Origin of the sequence: Sphingomonas sp. C3-2 (genome assembly GCF_033025475.1) — a bacterium.
Classification (GTDB): domain Bacteria; phylum Pseudomonadota; class Alphaproteobacteria; order Sphingomonadales; family Sphingomonadaceae; genus Sphingobium_A.
The window spans coordinates 2,524,634-2,539,816 of sequence record NZ_CP130322.1 but is presented as its reverse complement, the minus strand read 5'-3'; the positions used below and the strand labels follow the sequence as shown (position 1 = coordinate 2,539,816).

Genomic DNA, 15,183 nt, shown 5'->3' with positions numbered 1-15,183 from the left:
GGATGATCCTGCCCGGCAACGATTCCGGCTGTCCTTTCTTCAGACGCGCCGCAGCCGGACCAGGGGGGATGCCCCGTCAGAATTTTCCGCATGCCCCCTTCTCCCGCCTGATGATGTGGCGCCCTGTCATCTTGCCCACATCTTCGACTTCGGCTCCCACACTCCGGCAAAGCTGACACATAATCGACCTCGGTCAACGGATCGTTCCAAAAGGGATGTTTCTTGCAGGCCAGACCGCTTTTATTGATCGTCGATTACCACCATTATTTCAGCCACTGGGATCAGTTCATTGTGCAGCATGATGGATTCTTGTTGCGCAGCATCCCCCCGGCCGCCGCACTTGCGCGTCTTATCCAAACGGGATCGATATCTGCCGATCCCGCCAATGAAGGGGCCTTAAGTCCCTCAACATAGGGGAGGATCAACGATGCGTGCATGCGTCGCTACTGTCCGCAAATCGCTTCTTTCCGGGGCCGGCCTTGCCTGTCTCGCGCTGCTCGTCGTGCCCGCTCAGGCGCAGGGCGCAGCCGCCACCGCCAGCTACCGGATCCCCGCCCAGCCGCTGGCCAATGCGCTGCGCGATTTCGGCGTGCAAAGCGGCATTACGATCATGGTCGACGCCGCGATCACGCGGGGCAAGCGCTCACCCGGTTTCAGCGCCAATGCCGATCCGGAAACCGCATTGCGCGCGCTGCTCAATGGCACGGGTCTCGGCTTCAAGCGCGACGGCAACGTCTTCGTGGTAACGGCGGGCGCGATCGCGCAGGGCGGCCCGCTCCAGACCGATGGCGCGCTCACCGTCGAGGACATCATCGTCACCGCGCAGAAGCGCGAAGAAAGCATCCTCGACGTGCCGATCGCGGTGTCGGCCTTCTCCGCCCAGTCCCTGAACGATCAAAAGATCGAAAGCGGCGCCGAACTGCTGCGCGCGGTGCCCAACGTCACCTTCTCCAAGGCGAATTTCTCGGGCTATAACTTCTCGATCCGCGGCATCGGCACCAAAGCGGTTTCCGCCTCCACCGATCCGGCGGTGGCGGTCAGCTTCAACAACACGCCGCTGCTGCGCAACCGCCTGTTCGAACAGGAATTCTTCGATGTCGAGCGGGTCGAGGTGCTGCGCGGCCCGCAGGGCACGCTTTATGGCCGCAACGCCACCGGCGGGGTGGTCAACATCATCACCGCGCTCCCCACCGACATTTTCGAGGGTGAGATCAAGGGAGAGGTCGGCAGCTTCGATACAAAGCGGCTGAGCGCGATCGTCAACGTCCCGATCACCGACAGCTTCGCGCTACGCGCGGCGGGATCGATGACCAAGCGCGACGGCTTCGATTACAACAGCTTCACCAAGCGCCATGTCAACGATCGCGATCTCTGGTCGACGCGCGTCACCGCCCAGTGGACGCCGACCGAGACTTTCAAGGCCAATTTCATCTGGCAGCATTTCGAGGAAGACGATCAGCGTTCGCGCACCGGCAAGCAGCTCTGCACGCGCGATCCCGGGCCGACGATGGTGGGCGACACGCCCGTGCTCGAACATGATCGCCCGCTGCTCAGCCAGGGCTGCTTGCCCGGCTCGCTCTACGACGATGCCGCCTATGGCACGCCCAATGGCCTGATCTTCGCCTTTGTCCGCCAGGCCAACCAGATCGGCTATGGCTTCCCGCCCTTTACCGGGCCTTTCCCCGACATCAATTCGGCGGTCAACGCGATCACCAAACATGTCGATCCGTTCGCGGGCGTCACCCAGTCGCGCAACCTGCGCGAGATCGCGACCGCCTATGATCCGGTCTTTCGCGCGAAAAATGATGTCTTCCAGCTCAACCTGGAACTCGGCCTGCGCGACGATCTCCAGCTCGTCTCGCAAACCGCCTATGCGCGGGATCGCTATTATTCGTCGCAGGATTACAACCGGTTCGTCTCGAACCCGATCTTCAACGCCTCGAACCAGGGGCTGGTCGACGTGCTCGGACAGCCGATGCTCTCGGTCGGCCCGACGCCCAACGGCGTCTATACCGATCCGCAGCTGGGCCCGTCGGATCGGATGGCGGCGGTCGATCTCAGCCAGTCGCGCAACCGGCAATGGTCGCAGGAATTTCGCCTGCAATCGGATTTTTCCGGCCCGCTGAACTTCAACGTCGGCGCCAATTATCTCAATTTCAAATCGAAAGACGATTATTACGTCTTCAACAACCTGTTCTCGCTGCTCGCCGAATATTTCTACAATCGCGATCAGAGCCTCGGCAACCAATATATCGAGACGCTGAACTGCGCCCCCAACGATCCGCGCATCGAATGCGTCTATGTCGATCCCAATCCGATCGATCGCATCGACGGCGAAGGCCATAATTATTTCCGCAGCAAGAACCGGGTGAAAACCGAAAGCTGGGCGCTATTCGGCGAAACCTATTGGCAGGTGTCCGACACGGTCAAGCTGACCGGCGGTCTGCGCTTCACGCAGGATCGCAAGACCTCGACGCCCTATCCCAGCCAGCTTCTGCTCGGCAACGGGCCCAATTCGGGCGGCAATGTGAACCAGGGCTATCCGGCACTTCCCGATATCAAGCAGAAATGGGGCCGCGTCACGGGCCGCATCGTGGCGGACTGGAAACCGGAAACCAGCTTTTCCGATGATACGCTGGTCTATGGCTCGTTCGCCCATGGCTATAAGGGCGGCGGCGCCAATCCGCCCCGGGTCGATATCAACCCGGCTGTCGTCCAGTATCTCCCGCTCGCCGAGACGTTCAAACCCGAATATGTGAACGCCTTCGAGATCGGGACGAAGAACAGCTTCGCGGGCGGAAAATTCTCGCTCAACGCGACGGCCTTTTATTATGACTACAAGGATTATCAGGTCTCGCAGATCGTCGACCGCATCTCGCTCAACGAGAATTTCGACGCCGAAAGCTGGGGGATCGAGCTTGAAGCCGCGTGGCGGCCCAGCCGCAATTTCCGGATGGATGCCAATTTCGGCTATCTCGACACCCGCCTCAAAAAGGGCGCGCGCTCGATCGACGTGATGAACCGCACCCAGGGCAATGAAGACTGGGTCGTGCTCCGCCCGTGGCTGCAGGTGCCCTCCAACTGCGTCGCCCCGCGCGAGCATGTCGAGACGATCCTCGGGCTTTCCAGCGTGTTCGGCGATTATACCCAGCTTGCGCTCGCCTCGCTGTGCAATGGCTCGGCGCGCACGGGCAGCTTCAATCCCGATATCCCGACCTCGCTGCCCTGGTATGCGATCTACGGCTTCACCTATGATCCTCTGACCGAAGCGCCCAATGGCGGGCGCGGGTTCGAGGCCGATCTCGAAGGCAATGAACTGCCCAACTCCCCGCATTTCACCTTCAATGTCGGGGCGCAGTACACCTTCTTCCTCAACGACTGGAACCTCACCTTCCGCGGCGATTATTACCGCCAGTCAAAAAGCTTCTCGCGCGTCTACAACACGACGTTCGATCGGCTAAAAGGGTGGGACAATGCCAATCTCGCGGTCACGCTCGACAATGCCGACCGCGATATCGCCTTCCAATTCTATGTGAAGAACCTGTTCCACGACACGCCGATCACCGATGCGTTCACCAACAGCGACGATACCGGGCTGACCGCGAACGTCTTCACGCTCGATCCGCGCATCTTCGGGTTCAGCATCACCAAGCGCTTCTGACCGGAACCCGTCCACCAGCCTCTCGGTGGACCACTGGCCATCTGCACGGGGGGTGCAGATGGCCATTTTGTATCTGCCGAATCAGATCACCGTCATGTTTGCGCCGTAATGGTGCCAGGTCATGATCGCCGCCGCGCCGCGGTGCGGGCGCCAGCCCTCGGCCAGTGCGCGGGTTTCCTTCTCGCTCGGGCGTTCGGGCAGGCCGAGGATCCGCCCGATCTCGATCTGCACCGCCAGATCGCCCGCCGGCCAGATATCGGGCCGCCCCTCGGCGAACAGCAGGTAGATCTCGGCAGACCAGCGGCCGATGCCCTTGATCCGCGTGAGCGCGGTGATCGCCTCCTCGTCGTCGCCCGACAGCGCCGCAAGGTCGAGCCGGCCGGACAGCACCTCATCGGCGAGGCTGCGCGCATAGCCCATTTTCTGGCGGCTGAGGCCGCAGGCGCGCAGTGCCTCGTCCTCCTCGGCGAGCAGCGCTTCGGCGGGGCAGTCCGCACCCAGCCGCGCCTCCAGCCGGGTCCACACCGCATTGGCGGCATGAACGCTCACCTGCTGGCCGACGATGGTGCGCAGCAATGTCTGGTACCCGCGCGGGCGTATCCTCGGTTCGGGATAGCCCACCCGCTCCAGCGCCGCTGCAAAACCGGGCTCGATCGCGACCAACGCGTCGAGCGAGCCCCTGATCTGTTCCTGAGACAATCCCATTTTGTTCTTGTGACGCATTTTTGGGCGCTTGGCCAGATGCGCCCAGGGATCGCAGCTCCCCGTCAGTGCGCTTCCAGCGCATCCTGCGTGATCCCGCGCGCAAGGCGGCGCAGTTCGGCCGCCTCCACCGGATAATCCTCCGCCGCGCATGTGGCGGCGGCGTCTTCCAGTTCCCGAACCACGCTCGCCATCTGATCCTCGCTAAGGCCGCCGCTCAGATGCAGGCCATTCAAGATCGCGCGCAGCGCGGTTTCGGTCGCTTTGTCCATGCCCCCGGCCTAGCCAGCCGCCCCGCGCACGGCCAATGCGCAAATATGCGTAGGGCCCAGCACGGGTCCAAACGAACAGCGGGCGCCCGGCCATGTCCCGAAAGACATCACCGCGCGCCCGCTCGAAGTTTTTGAAACGGGGTCCGTGTTTAGCCGAACAGGCCCTTCGCCAACCCGCCCAGATCGTTCAGCGGATTGCCGTCGCCATCCTTGTCGAGAAAGCCCGAAAGCGCTTCCTGCACGCCCGCCGCGCCGCCAACCGCGCCCAGCATCGACTGGATCTGGTCCATCGAAATCCCGCTGGCCTGCGCCGCTTCCATGACCGAAGACAGGTTGAGCTCGCCCGCTGCTGCCTTGTCCTTGAGCCCGGTCACCAGCCCCTGCAACTGATCGGCGGGCAGCCCCGTCTTCGCCGCCAGATCATCGAGATTGATGAGATTGCCGAGGATCGCCTCCAACATGGTCATGCTCCTTTAAGTGATGGTTTCCAGCCCGATGGCTTCACCCTGTGGAGACCGCTATAGGCAGAATCGGACGACAATGTTTCGCGAAATGAATTCGCGCGCGGGAATTGAGCATATTTTGCAGATTGCAGGCGAGCGTGGGTCAGTTACCGACTGGGTTTTCACAACAGCCGCCAAGCCTGATTAGCCCCGTATTGCTACGGTAAAATTCGAGTTTTATCTCCAGGAATGTGCGTATAGGCGCCGCCATCCCCATCAGCCGTGAACCTGATCGACACCTCAACAGTTTGCTTACAGGCTTCAATCGGCCAGACTTCCGTCCAACTGCCCGCGTACCGAATGCCGAAGGTGTTGCTACCGAGATCAGGCTCCTCGAATGCTATTCGCAACACTCCCAAAGAAGACTTATCGTCAGCGCTGCAGCTCAAACCTTTGCGTTGAAGAGCAGCATTCGCGGCAAGCTGAACAGAGGGCAGCGTATCGCCCAAAAGCGATTCCCAAGTGTGGGATACTCCACGGTTCACGCGAATTGTCTTCAAGCTGTCGTCCAGGTTCTGTGTAACCATGTAACGCACCGGCGCTGGGTCACAGCCAACCATTCGCGCGGTTACGAACCACGCATTCTTTATCGCCCCCCGCACAAGGGCGTTGAATGCGTATCGATCGGCGCTTGCCGGCTCGACCTTTGCAAGTGTGATATCTGAATTAGTGCAAGCACTACTCGCGCCATAGATCTCGCTCGCTTTGCGCCGCACCTCGGCCGTCAGGACCAAATCGCTCGGCGCAGGTGCCGCTTGATTCCATCCGTTAAGTCTATTCAGGATCAACGGGTGCTGAGCCTTCGCGGATCCGAAAGGCGCAAACAGAGCGATCAGTAGGGCCAGATGGCGGAAGCCCAAAGCAGTATCCTTGTCTTGAAAGGGGAGCTGTCTGTCAGAATTTCAACTTGGATTTTAAGCTTCTAGCCTAATATTGGTAGACTAGAAAGATTGCGTTTCTCCGCCTCTCGCCAGTCTCCGCAATCCCCTCAGCTCGGGCGTTCGACCTTGGGGAACGGCACCAGCCGGTCCACCGATTGCAGCTGGGCGGCATAGATCCATTCCTCGCCCGTCCCCTGGCAGGACGGGCAGATTTCCGGACCTTGCCCCCAGCTGCGTGGCGTTACACGCCCCTCCCCCAGACAATAACGACAGGCGACGCGTACGGGCTCGGCCATATGGCCGGCGGCGGCGCCTGCGTGATCGGAGTAACTGGTCATCATGGCAGCTTTGTACCACGCCGGCGGCGCAGCGCGCGTGACGACCGTCACGCCTGCGTATTGAATTGCAAATACTTGCGTATTTGACCATACATCATGTATAGCCAATTAGAACGATCGACGGCGCGGGGCGAAAACGCCCCGATCCGAACCATGGAGAGAGTGCGATGAGCGATACCCAAAGCCTGCCCGATGTCACCCAGTCGATGGTCGACGCGCAGGATCTGAGCGGCCCGGGCGCCGACCATATCTCGGCGGTTTTCCACCGTTACGCCGAACTGTTCACCGCCGCCGATGCCGAGGGCATCACCCAGCTTTATGCCGCCGACGCCATCGTCCGCGATCCCGTCACCGCGCCGGCGGTGCAGGGGCACGCCGCGATCCGCGCCTGGTATCAGGGCGCGTTCGACGCCGCCGGCCATATGGACATGAAGGTCGAAGGCGAAGTCCGCATCGCTGGCCGCCACGGCGCCGCCACCTTCGTCGTCATGGCCGGTGCCGACAGCGCGCCGTTCCAGAGCAACACGCTCGACGTCATGGTCTTCAACGATGACGGGCTGATCACCTCGATGGACGCCTATTGGGGCCCCACGAACATCCACATGCTCTGAACCCGCCGGACAGGCCGGGGCGCGCGTCCATGCGCTCCGGCGCCACAGTGCATTTCACGAACGGCTCGCATGCGCACCCGCGCGTGCGGGCCTTTTGTTTATCCGGCTCAGCGCCGCCCGCTGAACAGTTGGACCAGCCCCACGATCACTGCGATCACGAGCAGGATGTGGATGATCCCACCCGCGACGTTAAAGGCGAATCCCAGCAGCCACAGCACCAACAGGATGATGGCGATCGTCCAGAGCATATCTCTCTCCATCGGGCACGATGCGGTCATATCGCGCCAGCAAAATCAAAGGGGTAGCACTGACAGGAAACGCCCGGCGCTGCTGCCTGTTCCCTTTTTGGCAGGCTGCGCACAAACGCTCTTGCGAACCATTATCATTTATGGTCTAAGGTTCGCATAGGCGCGGCTTCCCTCACCTCTCCTCGCCTATTCGGGAAATCTTCCCTTCTCGATCGCATGCCGCCGGTCTTTGCTCCTTGCAGACCGGCGGCCTTTTTCTGCCTCCTCTTCCGTGCCGATGGACAGCGCCGCCGACGCTGGTCTAGCCATTGGCCAACAGCTCCAGCAACGGATCGCCCATGGACCGCAGAACCTTCATCGCCGCCCTGCCCGCCCTTTCGGTGAGCGCCCCGCTGCTCGCGCGCCAGCCGGCAGCCGCGCCGGTAGAAAAGCCCGCCGCCGCCCCCGCCACACAGCCCGGTGACAGCGGCTATTGGGCGCCGGGGGAAGACCGGTTCCTGCGCCCCGACGTTCATGCCGGTAATCGGCCGGTGGGCGCCAGCTTCGCCTCGCGCACCGCGGTCTACGGCACCTCGGGCGCGGCGGGCAGCGCGCATCCGCTCGCCACCATGGTGGGGCTCGACATCCTCAAAAAAGGCGGCTCGGCGGTCGATGCCGCAATCGCGATCAACGCTTGTCTCGGCTTTCTCGAGCCCACCGGCAACGGCATTGGCGGCGATTGCTATGCAATGGTCTGGGATCCGGCCGCGAAAAAGGTGGTGGGGCTCGCCGGATCGGGCGCCTCGCCGCGCGGGCTCAGCCTCGAAACCGTGCGCCAGCGCGCAAAGAACGGCGCGCTGCCGCCTTATGGTGCGATCACCGTATCGGTCCCCGGCACGGTCGATGCGTGGTGGATGCTCCACCAGCGCTATGGCAGGCTCACATGGGCCGAGATCCTCCAGCCCGCGATCGAGCTTGCCCAAAACGGCGCTCCTGTTCCCGATATCATCGCTTATTATATGCGGCGCGGGCTCCAGAATTTCCGCCGCCATGCCGGCCAGATCGAGGAACTCGACAACGCCTTCAAAACCTTCGCACCCGGCGGCGAGGCGCCGCGCGCGGGGCAGATCTTCCGCAACCCCGATCTCGCCGCCACGCTGCGGCTGATCGCCAAAGGCGGGCGCGACGTCTTTTATTCGGGTGAGGTCGCCGCGCGGATCGACGCCTATTTCCGCCGCATCGGCGGCTGGCTCCGGCGCGAGGATCTGGCCGCGCACAAGGGCGAATGGATCACGCCGCACAGTGCCGACTATCGCGGCGTGCGCGTCCATGCGCTCGGCGCGAACACTCAGGGGCTCGCCACGCTCCAGATGCTCAACATGCTCGAACATTTCGACATGCGCGGCGCAGGCTTCCAGTCCGCGCGCTCGATCCATCTTCAGGCGGAGGCCAAGCGCCTCGCCTATGAAGACCGCGCCCGCTATTACGCCGATCCGCACTTTGCCAAGGTGCCGATGGATTGGCTCGTCTCCAAGGACTATGCCGCCGCGCGCGCAAGGCTGATCCGGCCGGATCGGATGATGCCGGGCGTACAGCCGGGCCAGGCGCCCAGCCACGGCGACACCACCTATCTCACCGCCGCCGACAAGGACGGCATGATGGTCTCGCTCATCCAGTCCAATTTCCGCGGGCTTGGGTCGGGGCTGATCGGTGACGGGCTGGGCTTCATGTTCCAGGATCGCGGCCAGCTCTTCTCGCTCCAGCAAGGCCACCCCAATATCTATGCGCCGGGCAAACGCCCCTTCCAGACGATCATTCCCGGCTTCGCGACCAAGGGCGACGCCCCCTGGCTCTCCTTCGGCGTGATGGGCGGCGACATGCAACCTCAGGGACAGGCGCAGATCATCATCAACACGGTCGATTACGGGCTCGATATCCAGTCGGCGGGCGATGCCCCGCGCTGGCACCATGAGGGCTCGTCGGAAGCAATGGGCGAGGATGCCGAGGGCCTCGGCCCCACCGGGCTGCTTCGGCTCGAAAGCGGGGTGCCCGACACCACGCGCCGCGCGCTCGCCGATATGGGCTGGAAGATCGGCGAGCCCGATGGCGGCTTTGGCCGCTATCAGTGCATCGAACACCGGATGGACGGCGATCGCCGGGTCTATGCGGCGGCCAGCGAAATGCGCGCCGATGGCTGCGCGATGGCCTATTGACCGGCGGGCACCGCGCGACACCGATCGCGACGTCATGTCGCCTTGGTCCGCCCGAAACGGATAAAGTCGTACGCTTTCAATCCGAAATGAATGCTTAAACCCTCCCCCCTGGCAACAGGGCTGCGCGTCCTCATAATCGGGCGGGACAGTCGTTCCGCCGCGACAGACCGGGGCAACACCCGGTGCAAGGAAGAGGATCGACATGAACAAGATCGCGATGATTGCCATGGGCGCATTCGCCACCATGGGTATGACGACCGCCGCCACCGCCGAAACCTGGACCCCGGCCAGCACCACTTCATCCCTGTCCGGCGCGCTGCAGGTGTCCAAGCTCCTCGGCCCGTTCAACTGCGGCGTCAGCGGCAGCATCACCACCCCGGCAGGATCGGGCAACGCCTCACTGACGAGCCTTGCGCTCACCGCTGGCGACAGCACCTGCACCTCGATCACCTTCACGGGCGGTCCCTGGGCGGTCGAAGGTGTTCCCGGTTCGCCCAAAAAGGTGAAGATCAAGAATCTCGGCGTCACCGGCATCACCGGCAATTGCAAGGGCGATCTCGAGGGCACCTATCTCGGCGGCGGCCAGATCCAGTTCGTCAATGCCACGCTCCCCCGCACCTCGGGCCTTGGCGACTGCAAGATCAACGGCACGATCGCCACCAGCCCCGCGCTCGACTTCTCGTAAGTCCCGCCTGCGCGCGCCGACGCCGGTCACTCTGTGTGGCCGGCGTTTTCGCATATGGCTTTCCTCTTGCGGTGCCGCCGCCTGCGCCTATCTCCCTAGGTCTATGACAGATATCGCCTCCGGCCCGGCCACCGACCGCCCTGCCCCGCCCCTGATCGAACGCGCCAAGCTCTTCGGCAATCCCAGCCGTTCGGGCGGACGCATCAGCCCCGATGGCCGCTGGCTCAGCTGGATCGCACCGCATCAGGGCGTAATGAACATCTGGCTCGCACCCATCGACGCGCTCAGCGACGCCATCGCGGTCACCCATGAAACCGTCCGTCCCATCCGCGAATATATCTGGGCACCCGACAGCCGCTCGCTCCTGTTCGTGCAGGACAAGAGCGGTGACGAGAATTTCCTGCTCTACGGCGTCGATGTCGCCACGCGGCACGAACGCTGCCTCACCCCGTTCGAAAACACTGTGGTCCAGATCATCGGCACCTCGGTCGCGATCAAGGACCGTATTCTCGTCGGTCTCAACAACCGCGATCCGCACTGGCACGATATCCATAGCCTCGATCTGAACAGCGGCGCGCTCACCGAAGTGCTGCGCGGCGACGGGTTTGCGGGCTTTCTCGCCGACGACAATCTCACGCTGCGCATGGCGCTCAGCCCCAATGTCGCGGGCGGCTATGATTTCTTCCGCATCCTTGACAATGCGGTCGAACCCGAAGCCTTTGCCACCACCACGCTCGACGACGCGCTCACCACCCAGCCCGCCGGCTTCACGGTCGACGGCACCACGCTCTACTGGATCGACAGCCGCGGCCGGAACACCGCCGCGCTCATCGCGCAGGACGTGGCGACCGGCGAAACAAGCATCGTCGCCCAAGATGACCGCGCGGATATCGGCGCGGTGCTCGCCAACCCCAAAACGGGCCGGGTGGAGGCCTATTCGGCCACCTATCTCACCCCCGAATGGATCGCAGTCGATCCTGCGGTGGCCGACGATCTCGCCTTTCTCCACGATCAGCTGGACGGAACGGTCACCGTCACCTCGCGCACCGATGCCGACGACAAATGGACGATCTCGAACGATCCGGTCACTGGCCCGCCCGTCGCCTGGCTCTATGATCGCGGCGGCCGCCAGCTCACCCGGCTTTACGATACGCGCCCTGAACTGGCCGGTGCGCCCCTGGTCCCCATGCACCCGGTGGAAATCGCCGCGCGCGACGGGCTCGTCCTCCCCTCCTACCTCACCCTGCCCCACGGTACCGCATCGGCAGGCGCTGCGCGTCCCGATCACACGCTGCCGATGGTGTTGCTCGTCCATGGCGGGCCCTGGGCGCGCGACAATTTCGCCTTCAACGCCTATCACCAGTGGCTCGCCAATCGCGGCTATGCCGTGCTCTCGGTCAATTTCCGGGGCTCGACCGGCTTCGGCAAGGCCTTCATCTCGGCCGCCGATCTGCAATGGGGCGCCGCCATGCACGACGATCTTGTCGATGCGGTGCGCTGGGCAGTGGATGAAGGCATCGCCCAGCCCGAAAAGGTCGCGATTATGGGTGGATCGTACGGCGGCTACGCCACGCTTGTCGGCCTTACCTTCACGCCCGAGCTCTTTGCCTGCGGCGTCGACATCGTCGGGCCGTCCAACCTCGAAACGCTGCTCGAAACCATCCCGCCTTATTGGGAAGCCGCGCGCGAGCAGTTCCACCAGCGTATGGGCGATCCGCGCCATGCAGAGGGGCTTCAGATGCTCAAGGATCGCTCGCCGCTCTACAAGGCGGATCGGATCATCCGCCCGCTGCTGATCGGTCAGGGCGCGAACGATCCGCGCGTCAATCAGGCGGAATCGGACCAGATCGTCGGCGCGATGCGGGCAAAGGGCATTCCGGTGACCTATGTCCTCTTCCCCGATGAAGGGCACGGCTTTGCGCGCCCCGAAAACAACATCGCCTTCAACGCGATTGCCGAGGATTTTCTGGCCACCTGCCTTGGCGGCCGCGCCGAACCGGCGGACGACACGCTCGCCGCGTCATCGGCCATCGTCAGCCAAAGCGCGGGCTGACGCCCGGTCCACTGCCGAAGGGGGTTGCGGCTTTTGCCCGCGACCCCGCTCTGCTAAGCAGCCCTTATGTTTCGGGTCGCAGCGAAACATTGGGGGGAAATTTCGATGCGGCGCCGCCCGTTCAACCGGCTTCATGCGCTGATCCTGCGCAGGATGACCGAGGCTCTGTTCCATGGCCAGCCAATGGCGATCACGCCGGCGCAGGTCGTCGAGAACATGCAGGATCTTTTCGGCCAGATTGAGGGCAAGAAGCCGCGCGAAATCGGCTGGACGCTCCTCGTGCTTGCGCTCGTGCTGGGCGGGCCGTTCTTCATCTGGGGCAGCCCTGCCTTCCGCATCCGGCGCATCGAAAAACGGCTGCAGCGCACCAAGGTCGATCTGCTGCAGGATCTCGCGCGCATTCGCGGGCTTATCTATGCGGGCTATTACGGCCACTGGCTGGACGGGGGCGAGGACGCCAACCGCGCCAATCCCGTGCTGAACGCGCTCGGCTTCGAACTGCCCGGTCACCGCACGCGCGGATCCGAAGACGTGCCGGTCACCGCGCCCGATCCTAACCGCGATCTGCCGGCATCGGCCTTTGTCGATCCCGCCGCCATTCCTGACGAAGCCGATGTCATCGTGATCGGGTCGGGCGCGGGCGGCGCCACTGCGGCTGCCGAACTCACCAGATATGGCCACACTGTCCTCATCCTAGAAGCCGGGCCCAATTTTCCGTCCTCGGCCATCACGCATGAGGAAAAGCGCATGGCCGCGCGCATGTTCGTCGACGGCGGCATCCAGACGACGCGCGACAATGACATCATCGTCTTTCAGGGCCGCGTCGTCGGCGGCTCCACCGTCATCAACAATGGCATCTGCCTGCGTGTCCGGCATGACGGCTATAGTCATCCCGAAGCGGACGACGTGCTCGGCCAGTGGCATGCGCTCGGCGCGCCGGTCCCGCGCGCGGCGCTCGACGCCAGCTATGAGCAGGTTGAATCCGCGCTTCATGTGATCGAGGCGGATCCCCTGTCGGGGCGGCATAACGGCCCGCACATGCTGCGCGGCTGGGCCGCCTTTGCCGCACGATCGACCAGCGCGCGCGACAAGCGTTCCCCGGCCCGCTGGTTCCGCAAGAACTGGGGCGGCGCCAAGGACGATCCGCGCGCCTGCAATTATTGCGGCTATTGCAACACCGGCTGCGCCTATGGCCGCAAGGATGCAATGCCCCAATCCCGCCTGCGCGAGGCGAGCGAACGTGGTGCGCGCATCCTGTGCAACACAACGGCGCGCCGCATCCTGTGGAAAAAGGACAAGGTCGACGGCAAGCGCGTCGCCTCGGGCGTCGAGATCCGTACGCCATCGGGAGCACGCAAGGTTGTCCAAGCGCGCAAGGGCGTCGTCGTCGCGGGCGGCGCGCTCGCCTCCAGCCGGCTGCTTGGTGACAGCGGCATCGACAATGCCGGCGACAACATCTCGCTCAACATCGCCTGCCCGGTCGTGGCGCTGATGCCCAAAGACGCCCCCCAGCGCGCCTGGGACGAGGATCAGATGACCACCTATGTCGACCGCGGCGATTTTCTGCTCGAATCCCATTTTCAGCCGCCGATGAGCATGGCGACGCTGGTTCCCGGCTGGTTCGGCGAACATTTCGGCCGGATGCACAATTACAACCGTCTTGCCTCGGCGGGCATCCTCTTTCCCGCCGACCGCTGCGGCCGGATGAAGGGCGGCAAGCTCAGCTTCAAGCTGGGCACCCGCGAAATGGACCTGATGCGCGATGCGCTCGCCACGCTCACCAAGGTACACTTCGCCGCCGGCGCGCTGGAGGTGTATCCCGCGCTCGCGCGCGGCCAGACGCTGCAGGCGGGGATGACGGACGCCGAAATCGACGCCTTCTACCGCGACAGCATTCAGGAGGCCGACGACGTCACCTTGTCGAGTTCGCACCCGCAGGGCGGCAACGCGATCGGCACCGATCCGAGCACAAGCGTGATCGACATGGAGTTCAGGGTCCACGGCACCGCCAATGTGCTCGTCACCGACGCCAGCGTCTTTCCAAGCTGCATTCGGGTGAATGCGCAATTGACCACCATGGCCATGGCGCATTACGCGATTTCCCGGAAAGATCCATTCAGCTGACAGGAAATTTTGTGTCCGAGCGTCATATCCTTACCCTGAGTTGTCCCGACGAGCGCGGCATCGTCGCCGCCGTCGCCGGTTTCCTCGCGACGCAGGATTGCAACATCCTTGAATCGGCGCAGTATGACGATCTAGAAAGCAATCGCTTCTTCCTGCGCATGTTGTTCGCCAGCGAAACGGGCGTGTCGGGCGATACGCTGCGCGCCGGTTTTGCGGCCACCGCGCGGCGCTACAACATGGATTGGCAGATCAGCGACGCCAGCCACCGCCCGCGCACCATCCTCATGGTCTCGCGCTTCGGCCATTGCCTGAACGATCTCCTCTATCGCCACGAAATCGGCGCGCTGCCGATCGAGATTGCGGGGATCGTGTCGAACCACAATGATTTCGAAACGGTGGCCGCACAGCGGAACATCCCGTTTCACCTCATCCCGGTAACCCCCGAAACCAAGCCCGCGGCCGAGGCGCGCCTGCTTGAGCTGTTCGATGCCGAGGGCTGCGAACTGCTGGTGCTCGCGCGCTACATGCAGGTGCTGTCGAACGATCTGTGCCGCGCGCTGGCCGGCCGGGCGATCAACATCCACCACAGCTTCCTCCCCAGCTTCAAGGGCGCCAAGCCCTATCACCAGGCGCACCGCCGCGGCGTCAAGCTGATCGGGGCCACCGCGCATTATGTTACGCCTGATCTCGACGAAGGCCCGATCATCGAACAGGAAGTGATCCGCGTCGATCACGCAACCAGCGCCGATGAAATGGTCGCCGCCGGTCGCGACGTCGAAAATGTCGTGCTTGCCCGCGCGGTCAGCTGGCACGCCGAGCGCCGCGTCCTGATGAACGGCCACCGTACGGTCGTTTTCCGCTGACACTATGCTTGGGCGGTGGCCGCGAACCCCGCCGCCCAAGGGCCGCACCC

General features: G+C 63.5%; 13 protein-coding genes. 7 read left to right on the top strand and 6 right to left on the bottom strand.

From position 1 onward, the window contains the following. The first annotated feature begins 427 nt into the window (after nt 1–427). On the top strand, nt 428–3,661 hold the full coding sequence (locus QYC26_RS12250) for a TonB-dependent receptor domain-containing protein (RefSeq protein ID WP_317512506.1): 3,234 nt from the start codon (nt 428–430) through the stop codon (nt 3,659–3,661). 81 nt (nt 3,662–3,742) lie between these two features. On the opposite strand, the gene QYC26_RS12245 is transcribed toward QYC26_RS12250, so the two are convergent. The 5 genes from QYC26_RS12245 to QYC26_RS12225 all read right to left on the bottom strand — a co-directional run bounded on the left by QYC26_RS12245 (nt 3,743) and on the right by QYC26_RS12225 (nt 6,360). Continuing rightward, nucleotides 3,743–4,366, bottom strand: a complete 624-nt coding sequence (locus tag QYC26_RS12245) for a DNA-3-methyladenine glycosylase 2 family protein (protein ID WP_317515059.1) — start codon at nt 4,364–4,366, stop codon at nt 3,743–3,745. Nucleotides 4,367–4,428: 62 nt separating this feature from the next. Beyond that, complete coding sequence (locus QYC26_RS12240) at nt 4,429–4,635, bottom strand: hypothetical protein (RefSeq protein WP_317512505.1); 207 nt, start codon at nt 4,633–4,635, stop codon at nt 4,429–4,431. Between the two features lie 149 nt (nt 4,636–4,784). Then, nucleotides 4,785–5,096 carry a hypothetical protein gene (locus QYC26_RS12235; protein WP_317512504.1) on the bottom strand — a complete coding sequence of 104 codons (312 nt, stop codon included), beginning with the start codon at nt 5,094–5,096 and terminating at the stop codon, nt 4,785–4,787. A 200-nt stretch (nt 5,097–5,296) separates the two neighbouring features. After that, nucleotides 5,297–5,998, bottom strand: coding sequence for a hypothetical protein (locus tag QYC26_RS12230; protein WP_317512503.1), 702 nt, complete (start codon nt 5,996–5,998; stop codon nt 5,297–5,299). Between the two features lie 128 nt (nt 5,999–6,126). Then, nucleotides 6,127–6,360 carry a hypothetical protein gene (locus tag QYC26_RS12225; RefSeq protein WP_317512502.1) on the bottom strand — a complete coding sequence of 78 codons (234 nt, stop codon included), beginning with the start codon at nt 6,358–6,360 and terminating at the stop codon, nt 6,127–6,129. Nucleotides 6,361–6,524: 164 nt separating this feature from the next. Here QYC26_RS12225 and QYC26_RS12220 point away from each other — a divergent pair, with 164 nt between their 5' ends. After that, nucleotides 6,525–6,968, top strand: coding sequence for a nuclear transport factor 2 family protein (locus tag QYC26_RS12220; RefSeq protein WP_317512501.1), 444 nt, complete (start codon nt 6,525–6,527; stop codon nt 6,966–6,968). Nucleotides 6,969–7,075: 107 nt separating this feature from the next. On the opposite strand, the gene QYC26_RS12215 is transcribed toward QYC26_RS12220, so the two are convergent. Next, nucleotides 7,076–7,216 (bottom strand): lmo0937 family membrane protein, encoded by a 141-nt coding sequence (locus QYC26_RS12215; protein WP_317512500.1) that lies wholly within the window; start codon nt 7,214–7,216, stop codon nt 7,076–7,078. Between the two features lie 338 nt (nt 7,217–7,554). On the opposite strand from QYC26_RS12215, the gene QYC26_RS12210 reads away from it, so the two are divergent. The 5 genes from QYC26_RS12210 to purU all read left to right on the top strand — a co-directional run bounded on the left by QYC26_RS12210 (nt 7,555) and on the right by purU (nt 15,133). After that, on the top strand, nt 7,555–9,408 hold the full coding sequence (locus QYC26_RS12210) for a gamma-glutamyltransferase family protein (RefSeq protein ID WP_317512499.1): 1,854 nt from the start codon (nt 7,555–7,557) through the stop codon (nt 9,406–9,408). Nucleotides 9,409–9,610: 202 nt separating this feature from the next. Further along, nucleotides 9,611–10,093, top strand: a complete 483-nt coding sequence (locus QYC26_RS12205; protein WP_317512498.1) for a hypothetical protein — start codon at nt 9,611–9,613, stop codon at nt 10,091–10,093. Between the two features lie 103 nt (nt 10,094–10,196). Next, nucleotides 10,197–12,146: a S9 family peptidase gene (locus QYC26_RS12200; protein WP_317512497.1), complete on the top strand. Its 1,950-nt coding sequence runs from the start codon at nt 10,197–10,199 to the stop codon at nt 12,144–12,146. 105 nt (nt 12,147–12,251) lie between these two features. Next, complete coding sequence (locus tag QYC26_RS12195; protein ID WP_317512496.1) at nt 12,252–14,270, top strand: GMC family oxidoreductase; 2,019 nt, start codon at nt 12,252–12,254, stop codon at nt 14,268–14,270. 11 nt (nt 14,271–14,281) lie between these two features. Next, entirely contained in the window at nt 14,282–15,133 is an 852-nt protein-coding gene (gene purU / locus QYC26_RS12190) for a formyltetrahydrofolate deformylase (protein ID WP_317512495.1), read from the top strand. The last annotated feature ends 50 nt before the right edge of the window (nt 15,134–15,183 follow it).